14 protein-coding genes are annotated in these 15,406 nt (G+C 73.3%); 6 read left to right on the plus strand and 8 right to left on the minus strand.

Annotation, left to right across the window (positions count from 1 at the left end):
• The first annotated feature begins 134 nt into the window (after positions 1 to 134).
• Complete coding sequence (locus tag EV567_RS27790; RefSeq protein WP_165430334.1) at positions 135 to 305, plus strand: hypothetical protein; 171 nt, start codon at positions 135 to 137, stop codon at positions 303 to 305.
• Between the two features lie 90 nt (positions 306 to 395).
• On the opposite strand, the gene EV567_RS09365 is transcribed toward EV567_RS27790, so the two are convergent.
• Complete coding sequence (locus tag EV567_RS09365; RefSeq protein ID WP_130438184.1) at positions 396 to 1,211, minus strand: inositol monophosphatase family protein; 816 nt, start codon at positions 1,209 to 1,211, stop codon at positions 396 to 398.
• A gap of 8 nt (positions 1,212 to 1,219) precedes the next feature.
• Positions 1,220 to 2,347 carry a ferrochelatase gene (locus EV567_RS09370; RefSeq protein WP_130438185.1) on the minus strand — a complete coding sequence of 376 codons (1,128 nt, stop codon included), beginning with the start codon at positions 2,345 to 2,347 and terminating at the stop codon, positions 1,220 to 1,222.
• Between the two features lie 222 nt (positions 2,348 to 2,569).
• Here EV567_RS09370 and EV567_RS09375 point away from each other — a divergent pair, with 222 nt between their 5' ends.
• The 3 genes from EV567_RS09375 to sepH all read left to right on the plus strand — a co-directional run bounded on the left by EV567_RS09375 (position 2,570) and on the right by sepH (position 6,536).
• On the plus strand, positions 2,570 to 3,808 hold the full coding sequence (locus tag EV567_RS09375) for an MFS transporter (protein ID WP_130438186.1): 1,239 nt from the start codon (positions 2,570 to 2,572) through the stop codon (positions 3,806 to 3,808).
• Complete coding sequence (locus EV567_RS09380; protein WP_130438187.1) at positions 3,768 to 5,087, plus strand: D-arabinono-1,4-lactone oxidase; 1,320 nt, start codon at positions 3,768 to 3,770, stop codon at positions 5,085 to 5,087. The genes EV567_RS09375 and EV567_RS09380 overlap by 41 nt, the downstream gene beginning before the upstream one ends.
• A gap of 417 nt (positions 5,088 to 5,504) precedes the next feature.
• Entirely contained in the window at positions 5,505 to 6,536 is a 1,032-nt protein-coding gene (sepH, locus tag EV567_RS09385) for a septation protein SepH (RefSeq protein WP_130438188.1), read from the plus strand.
• 158 nt (positions 6,537 to 6,694) lie between these two features.
• Here the strand turns inward: sepH and EV567_RS09390 are convergent, their stop codons facing one another.
• Positions 6,695 to 7,546, minus strand: coding sequence for a sulfurtransferase (locus tag EV567_RS09390; RefSeq protein WP_130438189.1), 852 nt, complete (start codon positions 7,544 to 7,546; stop codon positions 6,695 to 6,697).
• Positions 7,547 to 7,701: 155 nt separating this feature from the next.
• On the opposite strand from EV567_RS09390, the gene EV567_RS09395 reads away from it, so the two are divergent.
• Entirely contained in the window at positions 7,702 to 8,511 is an 810-nt protein-coding gene (locus tag EV567_RS09395) for a VOC family protein (protein WP_130438190.1), read from the plus strand.
• 21 nt (positions 8,512 to 8,532) lie between these two features.
• Here the strand turns inward: EV567_RS09395 and EV567_RS09400 are convergent, their stop codons facing one another.
• The 4 genes from EV567_RS09400 to EV567_RS09415 all read right to left on the minus strand — a co-directional run bounded on the left by EV567_RS09400 (position 8,533) and on the right by EV567_RS09415 (position 13,952).
• Positions 8,533 to 9,180 (minus strand): thymidine kinase, encoded by a 648-nt coding sequence (locus EV567_RS09400; protein ID WP_130438191.1) that lies wholly within the window; start codon positions 9,178 to 9,180, stop codon positions 8,533 to 8,535.
• 61 nt (positions 9,181 to 9,241) lie between these two features.
• Positions 9,242 to 10,432, minus strand: a complete 1,191-nt coding sequence (locus EV567_RS09405) for an alkaline phosphatase family protein (RefSeq protein ID WP_130438192.1) — start codon at positions 10,430 to 10,432, stop codon at positions 9,242 to 9,244.
• Positions 10,432 to 11,028 (minus strand): DUF5998 family protein, encoded by a 597-nt coding sequence (locus tag EV567_RS09410; protein WP_130438193.1) that lies wholly within the window; start codon positions 11,026 to 11,028, stop codon positions 10,432 to 10,434. Before EV567_RS09410 ends, EV567_RS09405 begins: the two co-directional genes overlap by 1 nt.
• Before the next feature lie 38 nt (positions 11,029 to 11,066).
• Positions 11,067 to 13,952 carry a bifunctional GNAT family N-acetyltransferase/acetate--CoA ligase family protein gene (locus tag EV567_RS09415; RefSeq protein WP_130438194.1) on the minus strand — a complete coding sequence of 962 codons (2,886 nt, stop codon included), beginning with the start codon at positions 13,950 to 13,952 and terminating at the stop codon, positions 11,067 to 11,069.
• 176 nt (positions 13,953 to 14,128) lie between these two features.
• Here EV567_RS09415 and EV567_RS09425 point away from each other — a divergent pair, with 176 nt between their 5' ends.
• On the plus strand, positions 14,129 to 14,410 hold the full coding sequence (locus tag EV567_RS09425) for an HPr family phosphocarrier protein (RefSeq protein ID WP_053637259.1): 282 nt from the start codon (positions 14,129 to 14,131) through the stop codon (positions 14,408 to 14,410).
• A 271-nt stretch (positions 14,411 to 14,681) separates the two neighbouring features.
• Here EV567_RS09425 and EV567_RS09430 read toward each other — a convergent pair whose 3' ends face one another.
• A complete protein-coding gene (locus tag EV567_RS09430; protein ID WP_130438195.1) occupies positions 14,682 to 15,374 on the minus strand; it encodes a GntR family transcriptional regulator in 693 nt (230 codons plus the stop codon).
• Positions 15,375 to 15,406 lie beyond the last annotated feature (32 nt).

Here is a 15,406-nt window from a genome sequence, read left to right on the forward strand (position 1 = left end):
GCGGCGTGGGTGTCCGGCACCGTGGCCGCCCGGCAGGGCGTCGCCGGGCACTCACGGGAGACGTGATCGTCCCTTCCCATCCCCGGCACACCCCCGTGCCATCGACCCACGACCCAAGGACGAGGGGGCGCAGCATGGACGCATTCACCGCAGGACTTCTGCAGCGCATACAGGCGACCGAGTCCGATCTGACGCGGGCTCGCGACGAGGGCGACGACTTCCTCGTCGAGGTGGAGCTGGCCGAGCTCGACGACCTGCGCCGCCTCGCCGCCAACCACGGCGTGGAGGTCGCGACGAGCGTCTGAGCGGTTCGCGCGTGAGCACGACGGAGGGGCCCCGGCGAATCCAGCGCCGGGGCCCCTTCGCGTCGTCCGGCGGGAGCGGCCGACGACGGTTCAGTCGTGCCAGGCGCCGAAGTCCTCCAGGAGTCGCTGGAGCGGCTCGAAGACGGCCGGGGTGGCGGCGATCGCCAGTTCGTGCGAGGGGCGCTGTGAGGGGCGTCCAGAGGTCAGCGCGCCCGCCTCCCGGGCGATCAGGTCGCCCGCGGCGAGGTCCCAGGGGTGCAGGCCGCGCTCGTAGTAGCCGTCGAGGCGGCCGGCGGCCACGTCGCACAGGTCGATGGCGGCCGATCCGCCGCGGCGGATGTCGCGCACCAGGGGGATGAGCCGCCGGGCGACCTCGGCCTGGTGGGCGCGCACCTCGGTGACGTAGTTGAAGCCGGTGGAGACCAGGGCCTGGTCGAGGGGGGCCGCGGGACGGCAGGCGAGGACGCGCTCGCCCTCCCAGGCGCCGGTCGCCCGGGCCCCGGCGCCGCGCACCGCGTGGTACGTCTCGCCGCGCATCGGCACCGCGACGACGCCGACGACGGTCTCGCCGTCCTGTTCGGCCGCGATGGACACGGCCCAGGTGGGCAGCCCGTAGAGGTAGTTCACGGTGCCGTCGAGCGGGTCGATCACCCAGCGGACGCCGCTGCGGCCCTCGCTGGAGGAGCCCTCCTCGCCGAGGAAGCCGTCGTCGGGGCGGCGGTCGGCGATGAGGCCGGTGATCAGCTTCTCGGCCGCGATGTCCATCTCCGTGACGACGTCGATGGGGCTCGACTTGGTGGCGGCGACCGCGAGGTCGGCGGGGCGGCCGTCGCGCAGGAGTGCGCCGGCCTTGCGGGCGGCCTCCTGGGCCAGGTCGAGCAGTTCCGTGTGCAGGGGGTCGGTCACGGCGCTCCTCACGCGTAGGGGCTGTCGGCGCCCGCGGCGGCGGGCCGGGGGGCGCGGGCCGGGCAGCAGCCGACCGGGCAGAGGTCGTGGGAGGCGCCGAGCGATCCCAGGGCGCACGGGGTGGCGGCCTTGCCGTTCTCGGCCGCGGCGCGCTCCAGGACGAGCTCGCGGACGGCGGCGGCGAAGCGCGGGTCGGCGCCGACGGTGGCCGAGCGGCGGACGGGCAGGCCGAGCTCCCCGGCCTTGGCCTCGGCCTCGGTGTCGAGGTCGTAGAGGACCTCCATGTGGTCGGAGACGAAGCCGATGGGCGCCATCACGACGGCCGGGACGCCGGCGGCGTGCCGCTCCTCCAGGTGGTCGCAGATGTCGGGTTCCAGCCACGGGATGTGCGGGGCTCCGGAGCGGGACTGGTAGACGAGCTGCCAGGGGTGGTCGACGCCGGTGCGCTCGCGGACGGCGTCGGCGACGAGCCGTGCGACCTCCAGGTGCTGGGCGACGTAGGCCCCGCCGTCACCGTGGTCCTCGACGGGGCCGGAGGTGTCGGCGGCGGTGACGGGGATCGAATGGGTGGTGAACGCGAGGTGGGCGCCGTCGCGGACGTCTTCGGGGAGTTCGGCCAGGGACCGGACCACGCCGTCGATCATGGGCTCGAGGAAGCCGGGGTGGTTGAAGTAGTGCCGCAGCTTGTCGATCTTCGGCAGGGGCAGGCCCTCGGCCTTCAGAGCGGCCAGCGAGTCGGCGAGGTTCTCGCGGTACTGGCGGCAGCCGGAGTAGGAGGCGTAGGCGCTGGTGGCGAGGACCAGGATGCGGCGGCGGCCGTCGGCGACCATCTCGCGCAGGGTGTCGGTCAGGTACGGGGCCCAGTTGCGGTTGCCCCAGTAGACCGGCAGGTCGAGGCCGTGGCCGGCGAAGTCCTTGCGCAAAGCGTCCAGCAGGGCGCGGTTCTGGTCGTTGATGGGGCTGACGCCGCCGAACAGGAAGTAGTGCTGCCCCACCTCCTTGAGGCGTTCCTTGGGGATGCCGCGCCCGCGGGTCACGTTCTCCAGGAACGGGACCACGTCGTCCGGGCCTTCGGGGCCGCCGAAGGAGAGCAGGAGCAGGGCGTCGTACGGGGTGGCATCGAGCGCGTCTGGCATGTCTTCGATCCTGCCACCCGCGACTGACAGCGCGGAAACGGCGGGTGCCGGTCGGCCGCGCGGACCGCGGCCGGGGGCGGGTGCGCCCTTGCCGGAAAGCCGGTCCGGAAGCTGACCGGGAACAGACGTGCGAGGCGTGCGTTAGGGTTGCCTAACTTCGTAAGCTGTATGAGCGGAATTCGCGCCTTACGGCCCCTGTCGCGCTCTTCACCGGAGACCCCCGTGCCCAGCCCCTACCGCGCCCTGTTCGCCGCCCCCGGCTCCAAGGGCTTCTGCGCCGCGGGGTTCGTCGGCCGGATGCCCCTGTCGATGATGGGCATCGGCGTCGTCACGATGATCTCGCAGCTCACCGGGCGCTACGGTCTCGCGGGCGCGCTGTCGGCGACCATCGCGCTGTCGGCCGCCGCCCTCGGGCCGCAGATCTCGCGCCTGGTGGACCGGCACGGCCAGCGCAAGGTGCTGCGCCCGGCGACACTGCTGGCGCTCGCCGCGGCGGCCGGGCTGCTGCTGGCCGCGCACTTCGACGGGCCGGAATGGCTGCTGTTCGTGTGCTCCGCCGGGATCGGCGCCGTACCGAGTCTCGGCGCGATGATCCGGGCCCGCTGGGCGGCCCTTTACCGGGGGACTCCGCAGCTGCACACCGCGTACTCCTTCGAGTCCGTGGTGGACGAGGTGTGCTTCATCTTCGGGCCGATCGTCTCCATCGGGCTGTCCACGACCTGGTTCCCGGAGGCGGGGCCGCTGCTGGCGGCCTGCTTCCTCGCCGTCGGCGTCTTCTGGCTGACCGCGCAGCGGGCCACCGAGCCGGCGCCGCACCCGCGCGCGCGGCGCGGCGGCGGTTCGGCGCTGCGCTCGCCGGGACTGCAGATCCTGGTGGCCACCTTCGTGGCGACCGGAGCGATCTTCGGTGCGGTCGACGTGGTCACCGTCGCCTTCGCCGAGGAGGAGGGCCACAAGAGGGCCGCCAGCGTCGTCCTGGCGCTCTACGCGGCGGGTTCCTGCGTCGCCGGGCTGGTCTTCGGCCTGCTGCGGCCGCAGGGGCCGCCCGAGCGCCGCTGGCTGTTGGGCGTGTTCATGATGGCCGTGAGTATGATCCCCCTCCTACTGGTCGGAAACTTGCCGTTTCTGGCCGTGGCGCTGTTCGTAGCGGGTCTGGCCATCGCTCCCACGATGATCACCACCATGTCCCTCATCGAAGAGCACGTACCACGCGCGCAACTGACCGAGGGCATGACCTGGGTGAGCACCGGGCTCGCGGTCGGGGTCGCGCTCGGCTCCTCCATCGCCGGCTGGGTCATCGACGCGGCCGGCGCGCGGGCCGGGTACGGGGTCCCTGCGGTGTCCGGGGCCGTCGCGGTCGCGGTCGGTTTCCTGGGGTACCGCCGGCTCAGCAGGCCGGCGCCGGGTCGGGGAGGCACCGTTGAGCAGCACAGCGAGCGCGAAGAACGGAACGTGGCGTAACTGGGGCGGCAACGTCGTCGCCCGGCCCGCGCGGGAGGTCACGCCCGCCTCCGTCGACGAGCTGGCCGCCGCCGTGCGCCGCGCCGCGCAGGACGGGCTGAAGGTCAAGGCGGTCGGCACCGGCCACTCCTTCACGTCGATCGCGGCGACCGACGGCGTGCTGATCCACCCTCAGCTGCTGACCGGCATCCGCGACATCGACCGGGCGGCCATGACCGTCACGGTCGAGGCCGGCACGCCCCTCAAGAGGCTCAACATGGCCCTCGCGCGCGAGGGGCTCTCGCTCACCAACATGGGCGACATCATGGAGCAGACCGTCTCGGGCGCCACCAGCACCGGCACCCACGGCACGGGCCGCGAGTCGGCCTCGATCGCCGCGCAGATCAAGGGGCTCGAGCTGGTCACGGCGGACGGCTCGGTGCTCGTCTGCTCCGAGAAGGAGAATCCGGAGGTCTTCGCGGCGGCCCGGATCGGCCTGGGAGCCCTCGGCGTCGTCACCGCCATCACCTTCGCGGTGGAGCCGATCTTCCTGCTCACCGCGCGCGAGGAGCCGATGCCCTTCGACAGGGTGCTCGCCGAGTTCGACCAGCTGTGGGCCGAGAACGAGCACTTCGAGTTCTACTGGTTCCCGCACACCGGCAGCACCAACACCAAGCGCAACAACCGCAGCGCCGGTCCGCGTCGGCCGGTGAGCCAGGTCTCGGGGTGGATCGAGGACGAGCTCCTGTCCAACGGCGTCTTCCAGGTGGCCCAGTGGGTCGGCCGCGCGGCGCCCGCGACGATCCCGTCGATCGCCCGCATCTCCAGCAAGGCCCTGTCGGCCCGCACCTACACCGACATCCCGTACAAGGTGTTCACCTCCCCGCGCCGGGTGCGGTTCGTGGAGATGGAGTACGCCGTCCCGCGCGAGGCGGTGACCGAGACGCTGCGGGAGCTGAAGGCGATGGTCGACCGCTCGGGCCTGCGCGTCAGCTTCCCGGTGGAGGTGCGCACGGCCCCCGCCGACGACATCGCCCTGTCCACCGCCTCCGGCCGCGACAGCGCGTACATCGCCGTCCACATGGTCAAGGGCACGCCGTACCAGGGGTACTTCACCACCGCCGAACGGATCTTCACCGCGCACGAGGGCCGGCCGCACTGGGGCAAGGTGCACACGCGCGACGCGGAGTACTTCGCCTCGGTCTATCCGCGCTTCGCGGAGTTCACCGCGCTGAGGGACCGGCTCGATCCCGAACGCCGTTTCCAGAACGACTACTTGCGGAGGGTTCTGGGGGCGTAACGGCCACGGTGGGCGCCTGGTCCCGTTTCCGTCGTTCGCGTGAAACGCACCACGTTCAAGATCGCGGAAATCGGGCATCAGGGAGTCAAGTCCCGTCCGCCGTCAGAAGTTGCGCGGCGCGCCGATCCACGCAGGTGGCCCGAATGGAGTACTGTTGCGAGCCCTGGGTCCGGTCTCCCGCCAGGGCGTCCGGGGCCTCGCCGGACCGCCAGGAGGGGGGGCAGGTTGCACAGGGTGACGGAGTTGGTCACTTAGCGTGGCGAAAAGGTAACCGTGCCATAACGGCGCGTCAGGGCGCGTGCCCGACACGCCGGGCAACTCGGCAAGGTTGTGGCAGGCTGCACCCGGGCAGGCCACACTCGACTAGCGGAAGCAGCGACGCACGTGACGTCGGCAGGCACCACCCGGGAGGTCCCCATGCCCGAACTGCGTGTCGTGGCCGTCTCGAATGACGGCACACGGCTGGTGCTGAAGGCTGCGGACAGCACGGAGTACACGCTTCCCATCGACGAGCGTCTGCGCGCCGCAGTCCGCGGCGACCGTCCCCGCCTCGGCCAGATCGAGATCGAGGTGGAGAGCCATCTCCGCCCCCGTGACATCCAGGCGCGTATACGAGCCGGTGCGACCGCGGAAGAGGTCGCCCAGATGGCGGGCATCCCCGTCGACCGCGTACGCCGCTTCGAGGGGCCCGTGCTGGCCGAGCGCGCCTTCATGGCCGAGCGGGCCCGCAAGACGCCCGTGCGCCGGCCCGGCGAGAACGCCGGCCCCCAGCTCGGCGAGGCCGTGCAGGAACGGCTGCTGCTGCGCGGCGCCGACAAGGACACCGTCCAGTGGGACTCCTGGCGCCGCGACGACGGCACCTGGGAGGTCATGCTGGTCTACCGGGTCGCGGGCGAACCGCACTCGGCGAGCTGGACCTACGACCCGCCGCGGCGGCTCGTCCAGGCCGTCGACGACGAGGCGCGCTCGCTGATCGGCGAGTCCGACGACCTCGCCGCGCCGGAGCCCAGCTTTCCGTTCGTCCCGCGTATCGCGCGGCTGCCGCGCGAGCGGACGATGGACCGCGCCCTGGAGCGGCCGAGCCTGCCCGCGCCGGCCCCCGAGCCGCCCGAGGAGAGCAGCGCCGAACGGGAGCGCGACTCGCTGACCAGCCTGCTGGAGGCGGTGCCGAGCTTCCGCGGCGACCTGATCGTCCCCGACCTCCCGTCGGAGGAGCCGGACGAACCGGTCGAGGAAGAGGACGTCGAGGAGCCTCCGGCGACCGCCGCGTCCGCCGGCTCCGCCTACGCGGACGTCCTGATGCCGCGTTCGGTCAGCAGTCACCGGGACCGGCTCGTCGGCGCCACCGACCGCCAGGCCGAGGCGGACGGCGTCCGCCCTGGCCGCCGCGCGGCGGTGCCGAGCTGGGACGAGATCGTGTTCGGCACCCGGCGCAAGAAGCAGGAGTAAGGCGTCCTCATCACCGGCGCCGGGCGGCGACCCGCCCTGGGAGCGCCTGTTCGGCGGCTTGACGCGCCGTCGGCCGGCTTCGGGTCGCACCGGTCATGCCTCAGGGAGGGCCGCACCTGTTCGGTGCGACCCTCACCCATGCGCCCGTAGGGCAGGGCTCACTGAGGGTCGGGGCCCACCGCGACCGGGCGGGACGGGTCGGAGGACCACTCCGACCAGGAGCCGACGTACAGGGCCGCCGGAACGCCCGCCACGGCCAGTGCCAGGACCTCGTGCGCGCCGGAGACGCCCGAGCCGCAGTACACGCCCACGCGCGTGCCCTCGGCGGCTCCCAGCGCCTTGAAACGGTCCCTGAGGTCCCCGGCGGGCAGGAAGCGGCCGTCCGGTCCGACGTTGTCGGTGGTGGGCGCGGAGAGCGCGCCCGGGATGTGCCCGCCCACCCTGTCGATCGGCTCCACCTCGCCCCGGTACCGCTCCCCCGCGCGCGCGTCGAGCAGCACACCGGAGCGGGCCAGCGCGGCGGCCCCGTCCGCGTCGAGGAGCTCTCCGGCGACCGGCGCCGGCTCGAAGTCGCCCTCGGCCGGCACGGGCACGTCGGTCTGCAACTCGCCCTGCCAGGACGGCAGACCGCCGTCGAGGACCCTCACGTCCGGATGCCCCGTCCAGCGCAGCAGCCACCACGCGCGTGCCGCCGCCCAGCCCTGCCCGCCGTCGTACACGACGACCGGGCGGGCCGCCGACACGCCCGCCCGGCGCATGGCGGCGCCGAACTCCGCCAAGTCCGGCAGGGGATGGCGGCCGCGCGGGCCGGGTGTCCCGGCCAGCTCGCGGTCCAGGTCGACATAGACGGCGCCGGGCACATGTCCCGAGGCGTACGCGGCCCGGCCGTCGAAGGCCGGCTCGCCCGCCGCCTTCGCCAGGGTGAGCTGCCAGCGGACGTCGAGAACGACCGGAGGGGTGTCGCCCGCCAGGCCGTCGGCGAGTTCGGATGCGGAGATGATGGCGTTCATGGCCACCATCCTTGCGCACAGGGTGGTCCCTTCGTCCCCGTCCGGCTACTGTGCTCGGCCGAGCGACCCCGGTCACGGGGCGTACGGCACCGGGCACGTGGTGTAGAACCGGCCGTGGTCCGGCGGGTGCCGCGCGGGGCCGGGAAGGGGTGGCGATGACCGAGGGGCGTGCACCCGGAGGACCTGCCGCTCCGAGCGGCGTGGCGTCCGCCCGGCCGGCTCTCGGCACTCCCTGCTGGGTGAGTCTGACGGCGCACGGGCCGACCGCCGCCCAGGAGTTCTACGGCGAGCTGTTCGGCTGGGAGTTCCGGGCCGGTCCGCGGCAACTCGGCCCCTATGTGCGGGCGCTGCTGGACGGCCGAGAGGTGGCCGGCATCGGACGGCTCCCTGCGGACCGGCACCTCACCGTCGCCTGGACGCCCTACCTCGCCTCCGACCGTGTGGACGCCACGGCAGACACGGTGCGCCTGTGCGGCGGCACGGTCGGGGTCGGCCCGCTCGACGCCGGTGACGCCGGGCGCCTGGCCATCGGCTCAGACCCCTCCGGCGCGGTCTTCGGCGTCTGGCAGGCGGCGGCCCACCTCGGCACCGCCGTCACCGGCGTGCACGGCACGCCCGCGTGGCATGAACTGGTGACCTACGAGGCCGCCGGCGTCGCCACGTTCTACGAGACGGTGTTCGGCTACGGGCGGCAGGCGGCGAAGCCGGCCGACACGGATCACGTGCCCCTGCTCGTCGACGGCCGGCCGGTGGCGGGCGTGCGGGGCTTGGGCGCGTTGCCCCGGGACCGGGGGCCGCACTGGGTGACGTACTTCGAGGTGGACGACGCGGACGAGGCGCTCGCACGGATCGTCGGCCGGGGCGGGCGTGTCCTGCATCCGGTGCGCGACGTTGCGCACGGGCGTGTGGCGGACGTGGCCGACCCGGAGGGGGCCCGCTTCGCGCTGATCCAGCGCTCCTGCTGAGCCGGCTCCCCGGCCGGTCCGTCAGACCTGCTGCACCGGGAGCACGTCCGGCGACAGCGCCGCCGCCCGGGCCGTGGCCGCCGTCATACGACGCCGGTGGTGCCGGCGGCACAGGACCTCGTAGCCGATGGTGTTCGCCTGGTTGACGTCGCCGATGACGACCTGGGCGCCCTCGACGACCATCACGCCGCCGACGGTGCGGGCGTTGTGCGTGGCCCGGGCGCCGCACCAGCACAGGGCCTCGACCTGGAGCACCTCCACGCGGTCGGCGAGTTCGACGAGCCGCTGGGAACCGGGGAACAGCTTGGAGCGGAAGTCGGTGGTGATGCCGAAGGCGTAGACGTCGATGCCGAGGTCGTCGACCACACGCGCGAGCTGGTCGATCTGCTCCTCGGCGAGGAACTGCGCCTCGTCCGCGATCACGTAGTCGGCGCGGCCGCCCTGCGAGAGGTGGTCGACCAGGTAGGCGTACAGGTCGCGGCCGTCCTCGACCTCGACCGCGTCGGTGACCAGGCCGAGACGGGAGGACAGCTTGCCCTCGCCCGCGCGGTCGTCGCGGGTGAAGATCATGCCCTGGAGCCCGCGCGCGGAGCGGTTGTGCTCGATCTGGAGAGCCAGCGTCGACTTCCCGCAGTCCATGGTTCCGGAGAAGAACACCAGCTCGGGCATGGGGGGTTGCGCACCTTTCGGCGGGGTCGATGGCGTGTCGATGACGGGAGGGCCGTGGCCGTCAGGAGCGTACTTCGAGGAGCGGGACGAGTTGTTCGGCGGGGGTCATGGAGCCGTGGTTGCCGACCATCGCCGACTCCTTCGGCTCCCGCTCGGAGGCGATGATCAGGACGTCGTCCCGGGCGGCCGCGATCACGTCGCCGAGGCGGGCGTGGACGCGTTCGTCGATGTGCGGGCCGAACCAGCCCGCCGCGACGGCCTCTTCGCGCGAGGCCACCCAGAACTGCTCACCCAGGACCTCGCGCCAGCAGGTCAGGACGTCGCCCTCGGCGCCCGGTACGGCGTAGACGTGACGGGCACGGCCCTCGCCGCCCAGCAGGGCGACTCCGGCGCTCAGCTCCCAGTCCTCGTCGAAGTCGATGCGGTGCTGTTCGTCGAAGGGCACGTCGAGCATGCCGTGGTCGGCGGTCACGTAGAGCGCGCTGCGCGGCGGGAGTTGCTCGGCCAGGCGCTGGACGAGCCGGTCGACGTACATCAGCTGGCCGCGCCAGGTGTCGGAGGCGACGCCGTAGCGGTGCCCCGCGCCGTCGAGTTCGGCGTAGTACGTGTACACCAGGGAGCGGTCGCCGGCGGCGAGTTGCTCCGCCGCGAAGTCCACGCGCTCCTCGCCGGTGAGGCGGCCGTGGAACCTGCCGCCGCTGAGCGCCACCCTGGTCAGCGGGGTGGTCTCGAAGTGGGGCGAGGACACCTGCGCGGCGTGCACCCCGGCCGCGTCGGCGAGCTGGAAGACCGTGGGGTACGGCTGCCAGGTGTGCGGCGGCGTCCACGGCTGCCAGCGGAGCTGGTTCATCAGCTCGCCGGTGCCCGGGTCGCGCACGGTGTAGCCGGGCAGGCCGTGCGCTCCGGGCGGGAGGCCGGTGCCGACGGAGGCGAGGGAGGTCGCGGTGGTGGCGGGGAAGCCGGCAGTGATCGGGCGTCCGGTGCCGCCGCGCGAGCTGCCGAGGAGGGCGTGGAGGTAGGGCGCCTCGTCCGGGTGGGACCGGATCTGCTCCCAGCCGAGGCCGTCGATGAGGAAGACGCAGTTGCGGTCGGCCGGGGTGAGTTCCGTGATCGACGCGGTCATGCCGGGGACGCCCATGCCGGCGGCCAGGGTGGGCAGCAGGTCGGCGAGGGAGCCGGAGCCGTACTCGGGGACGGGCGCGGAGGAGACGGCGAGGGGCTCCGGGTCGTCCCAGGCGGCGGGCGCGGCCATCAGCGGGTGACGTCCGCGGTCGCCTCGGAGAGGGACTGCGCGAAGGCGAGCGCCTGGCGTACCGTCTCCGGGCCGTCGCCGGCCTCGCTGACACGCAGGCTGAGGTCGTCCGCCGTGGAGTTGCCGGTGTAGCCGTGGTCGGCGTCGCAGTTGGGGTCGCCGCAGGCGGCGGGTTCCAGGTCGATGCGGGAGACTGCGCCCCAGCCGATGGTCAGGACGACCTCGCGCGGGACGCTGCCCGCGGTGTACGACTCCGGGTTGGCGACCACACGGCTGACGACGACCGACGAGATCCGGCCGATCTTCACGGACTCCGTGGACGTCGTGGCGTAGGGCGTCGGGGAGGTGCTGTCGGCGGCCTGCTCGTCGGTGTGGCTGACGATGAAGCGGTTGCCGGTGAGGACCAGCACGGTCACATGCCGGCGGACCTCGTTCTGGTCGAAGGTGGTCTCCTGGTGGACCAGGTACGACCGGATGGGCTCGCCGCCCACGGCGGCCTCCACCGCCTCGGCCACGAGGGCCGGGTAGTAGCCGCTGCGCTCGATCGCCGCACGCAGCCCCTGGGTCGTCGTACTGGTCTTGGCCATGCGGTCCATCCTACGGGGACCCGCTGACTGCGCGGGAACGCTCGCGTTCAGTAGACCGGGAGGGTGCGCGGGCCGAGGTCGTCGCGGGCGGGCGGGGGCGCGAGGCGGACGGAGGCGCCGAGGACGCTGAGGCCGTGCGGGGCGACGACGACCGGTTCCAGGGTGACCGCGACGACCTCGGGATGGTCGTCGACCAGCCGGGAGACCCGCAGCAGGAGTTCCTCCAGGGCGGGGGTGTCGACGGCGGCGGATCCGCGCCAGCCGAACAGGAGCGGGGCGGTCCGGATGGAGCGGACCAGGGAGGCCGCGTCGCGGTCGGTGACGGGGACCAGGCGGTGGGCCATGTCCCCGAGCAGTTGGGAGGCGGCTCCGGCGAGACCGAAGGAGAGCACCGCGCCGGCCGCCGGGTCGATCACCGCGCGGACGACCGTGTCGACTCCGCGCGGTGCCATCGCCTGGACGACCGGGCGCAGTTCCTCGGCGCTGCCGAACAGCTCCGTCAACTCGGCGTAGGAACGCCGCAGTTGCTCCTCGTCGGCGAGGTCGAGGCGGACGCCGCCCAGGTCGGCGCGGTGACGGAGGTGGGGAGCGGTGGCCTTGAGGGCGACGGGGTAGCCGAGGGCGCCGGCGGCTCGTGCGGCCTCGTCGGGGGTGGGGGCGGGGACGGCGGGGCGCAGGTGGATCCCGTAGCGGCGGAGGAGCTCACGGGTCTCGTCGGCGCCGAGGGTGAGGCCCTGCCCGCGCGCGAGGAGCCCGTCGATCAGCTCGGCGGCTCCCCTCTCGTCGATGTCGTCGTACTCGGGCACCTTGCCGGGGTCGGCGGCCTCGCGGCGCCAGTGCGCGTACTTCACGGCTTCGGAGAGGGCGCGGACCGCGCGTTCGGCGGCGGGATAGGCGGGGATGAGGTGAGCGCCCTCGGGGGCTGCGGCCGGGGAGGTCGCGGAGCCCGGCGGCTGGGGGGCGGGGGGCACGGGCGCGTCGGGCGCGGGCGCGTCGGCTGTGTGACCTTCGGCTCGGGGCGGAGCGGGGTGGGCCTGTGGGTCCGTGGTCGCGGCGGCACGCGCGCGGGGGGCCGTGCTGGAGGCCGCCGACAGGGCCTCCGCGAGGCCGCCGAGTTCCACGTGCACGACGAGCACCGGCTTGGCGGGGCCGGCGGCCGCGGCCGTGCGCAGCGCCTCGGCCAGTTCCGCGTCCCCGGGTGACGCCTCGCCGATCGCGGGGATCGCCGTGACCACCACCGCGTCGCAGGCGTCGTCGGCCAGGGCGCGGGCCAGTGCCGCGTGGAAGTCCTCCGCCGTGGCCTGGGTGGTCAGGTCCCTCGGCCGCAGCGGGCGCAGGCCCTGCGAGAGGCACGCGTCGTACGTCAGCAGGCCGAGCGACTCGGAGTTGCCGAGGATGGCCACCCGGGGGCCGTTCGGCAGCGGCTGGCGGGCGAGCAGCAGACCGGTGTCGACGAGTTCGGTGATGGTCTCCACCCGGATCACCCCGGCCTGCCGCAGCAGCGCGGACACGGTCGCGGGCGGCAGCCGGGTGGCCCGTACCGCGTGGCCCTGCGGCGCGGATCCGGCGCCCTGCACGACCACGAGGGGCTTCGCCGCCGCCGTACGGCGTGCGAGGCGGGTGAACTTGCGGGGGTTGCCGATGGACTCCAGGTACATCAGGGCGACGTCGGTGTCGGGGTCGTCGTACCAGTACTGGAGGACGTCGTTGCCTGAGACGTCGGCGCGGTTGCCGGAGGAGACGAACGTGGACACGCCGGTGACGCCGGTGACGCCTCCGCCGCGCCGGTGCAGACGGGACAGGAGGGCGACGCCGATGGCGCCGGACTGGGCGAACAGGCCGATGCGGCCGGGCCGCGGCATCTCCGGCGCCAGTGAGGCGTTGAGCCGCACCGCCGGTGCGGTGTTGACGATCCCGAAGGCGTTGGGGCCGATGATCCGCATGCCGTACGCGCGCGCGTGGCGGACGAGTGCGCGCTGGCGCTCGCGCCCTTCGGGGCCGCTCTCGGCGTAGCCGGCGGCGAGCACGACGAGTCCCTGCACGCCGTGCTCACCGCACTCGGCGACGACCTCGGGCACGCGTTCGGCGGGGACGGCGACGACCGCCAGGTCGACGTGTCCGTCGATCTCCCCCACGGAGCGGTGGGCGGGTACCCCGTCGATCTCCTTGAGGTCCTCCGGGAACGCCTTGTTCACCGCGTACAGGGGCCCGGTGAAGCCCGCGTCCCGCAGGTTGCCGAGGACGCCGCGGCCGACGCCGCCGGGCGCGCGTCCGACGCCGACGACGGCGACCGAGCCGGGGGCCAGGAGCCGTCGCACGGAACGGGCCTCGGCGCGCTGCTCACGCGCGCGCTGCACCGCCAGGGAGCGCTCGGTGGGTTCGAGGTCGAACTCCAGACGGACGACGCCGTCCTCGAAGCTGCGCTTCTGGGTGTACCCGGCGTCCGTGAACACCTTGATCATCTTGCTGTTGGCGGGGAGCACCTCGGCGGCGAACCGGCGGATCCCGCGCTCGCGGGCGACGGCCCCGATGTGCTCCAGCAGCGCCGAGGCGACGCCCCTGCCCTGGTGGGCGTCCTGCACGAGGAAGGCGACCTCGGCCTCGTCGGCGGGTGCGGAGGCGGGCATGCCGTCGGCGCCGATGCGGTCATAGCGTACGGTGGCGATGAACTCGCCGCCGACCGTGGCCGCGAGTCCCACCCGGTCCACAAAGTCGTGGTGCGTGAAGCGGTGGACGTCCTTGGCGGACAGACGCGGGTAGGGCGCGAAGAAGCGGTAGTACTTCGACTCGTCCGAGACCTGCTCGTAGAAGCTGACCAGGCGCTCGGCGTCATCGACGGTGATGGGGCGGATGCGCGCGGTGCCGCCGTCGCGCAGCACCACGTCGGCTTCCCAGTGGGCGGGGTACTCGTGCCGGTCCGGCGCGCTCTGCATGGGGCCCAGAGTACGGCTCGCGTACGACAACGGCGCGAGGCAGTCTGTGAGGACGAAACCGTGGGGTCGAGGCCGCGATCCCACGTCCACCGGCAGAACGGGGCGACCCCGTTCCAAGGTGCTTCACGTGTGGAACACTGGTCTAGACAACCCTGAACAGCGAAGGGCAGCATCACATGGCTGAGCGCCGCGTCAACGTCGGCTGGGCCGAGGGCCTCCACGCCCGCCCCGCCTCCATCTTCGTCCGAGCCGCCACGGCCGCAGGCGTCCCGGTGACGATCGCCAAGGCGGGCGGCGACCCCGTCAACGCGGCGTCCATGCTGGCCGTCCTCGGTCTGGGCGCCCAGGGCGGCGAGGAGATCGTCCTCGCCTCCGACGCCGAGGGCGCGGACGCCGCCCTGGACCGGCTGGCCAAGCTGGTCTCCGAGGGTCTCGAGGAGCTTCCCGAGACCGTCTGAGCCATGCTCGCGGCACCCTTGAAGCCGCGTCGCCCCACCCGGGCGGCGCGGCTTCGCCGTTTGTGCCCCGTACCGGTCACTCGCCGGTCAGCCGCAATTTCGGCAATTTTCAGCGGGGGGAATCCCGTCCCTGCGATAGGTACAGAAAAGGCCGGCGGACGGGTTCGCGGACGCACGGAAAGCGCGACCGGTCAATTCCGGGCGCGCAACGTGAAAAGGCAGCGGAAATACGTCTCCGCCGAATATTGCCTCTTTGTATACGGCTCCCGTGTTAATGCCGGCGGCCTGACATGTTGACGGCGTGTTGCGAAGTCCTCACACGCTCCGCCCCGCCCCCGCCGGCGAAGCGCAGCCGGTGCGCGGCGGCGGCGCGCTCGGTGTGCAACGCCGTGATCGCCCGCGCGCGCTCCCCGTCGCCGCGAGCCACCGCGTCCACGATCGCGCCGTGCTCCGCCCAGGACTCCACCGGGTCGGCCGGCGTCTCCACCGTGTACATCCAGGCGATCTTGTGACGCAGCCGGGTCAGGGTGGAGGACAGGGCATGGCTGCCGCAGGCCTGGGCGAGCGTCTCGTGGAACCAGCCGCCCAGGGAGCGCAGATCCTCGCTGCCTCCCCGCCTGGCGCGCTCCTGGCCCAGCCGGACCAGGCCGCGCAGCACCTTCAGATGCGCCTCGGTGCGCCGCTGGGCGGCCCGGGACGCGCCGAGCGGCTCCAGCAGCAGGCGCATCTCCAGCAGGTCGGCGGCCTCCTGCTCGGTCGGTTCCGCCACGCACGCGCCCGCGTGCCGTCGCGTGACGACGAAGCCCTCCGCCTCCAGCGTGCGCAGGGCCTCGCGGACGGGGACGCGCGAGACTCCGTAGCGGCGGGCGAGGGGTTCCTCGGTGAGGCGGCTGCCGCGCTCGTAGACACCTGCGACGATGTCGTCCCGGATCGCCGTGCACACCGAGTGCGCCGGAATACGCATGACCGACCTCCGCCTTTGTCCCCGCGAAACGT

The organism is Streptomyces sp. BK239 (assembly GCF_004217285.1).
Taxonomy (GTDB): domain Bacteria; phylum Actinomycetota; class Actinomycetes; order Streptomycetales; family Streptomycetaceae; genus Streptomyces.

Excerpts from the sequence above, each read along its gene's own strand:
- EV567_RS27790 (WP_165430334.1), top strand. The coding sequence starts at position 135 with ATGGACGCATTCACCGCAGGACTTCTGCAGCGCATACAGGCGACCGAG.
- EV567_RS09370 (WP_130438185.1), bottom strand. The coding sequence starts at position 2,347 with ATGCCAGACGCGCTCGATGCCACCCCGTACGACGCCCTGCTCCTGCTC.
- sepH (WP_130438188.1), top strand. The coding sequence starts at position 5,505 with ATGCCCGAACTGCGTGTCGTGGCCGTCTCGAATGACGGCACACGGCTG.
- EV567_RS09390 (WP_130438189.1), bottom strand. The coding sequence starts at position 7,546 with ATGAACGCCATCATCTCCGCATCCGAACTCGCCGACGGCCTGGCGGGC.
- EV567_RS09395 (WP_130438190.1), top strand. The coding sequence starts at position 7,702 with ATGACCGAGGGGCGTGCACCCGGAGGACCTGCCGCTCCGAGCGGCGTG.
- EV567_RS09400 (WP_130438191.1), bottom strand. The coding sequence starts at position 9,180 with ATGCCCGAGCTGGTGTTCTTCTCCGGAACCATGGACTGCGGGAAGTCG.
- EV567_RS09405 (WP_130438192.1), bottom strand. The coding sequence starts at position 10,432 with ATGGCCGCGCCCGCCGCCTGGGACGACCCGGAGCCCCTCGCCGTCTCC.
- EV567_RS09410 (WP_130438193.1), bottom strand. The coding sequence starts at position 11,028 with ATGGACCGCATGGCCAAGACCAGTACGACGACCCAGGGGCTGCGTGCG.
- EV567_RS09415 (WP_130438194.1), bottom strand. The coding sequence starts at position 13,952 with ATGCAGAGCGCGCCGGACCGGCACGAGTACCCCGCCCACTGGGAAGCC.
- EV567_RS09425 (WP_053637259.1), top strand. The coding sequence starts at position 14,129 with ATGGCTGAGCGCCGCGTCAACGTCGGCTGGGCCGAGGGCCTCCACGCC.
- EV567_RS09430 (WP_130438195.1), bottom strand. The coding sequence starts at position 15,374 with ATGCGTATTCCGGCGCACTCGGTGTGCACGGCGATCCGGGACGACATC.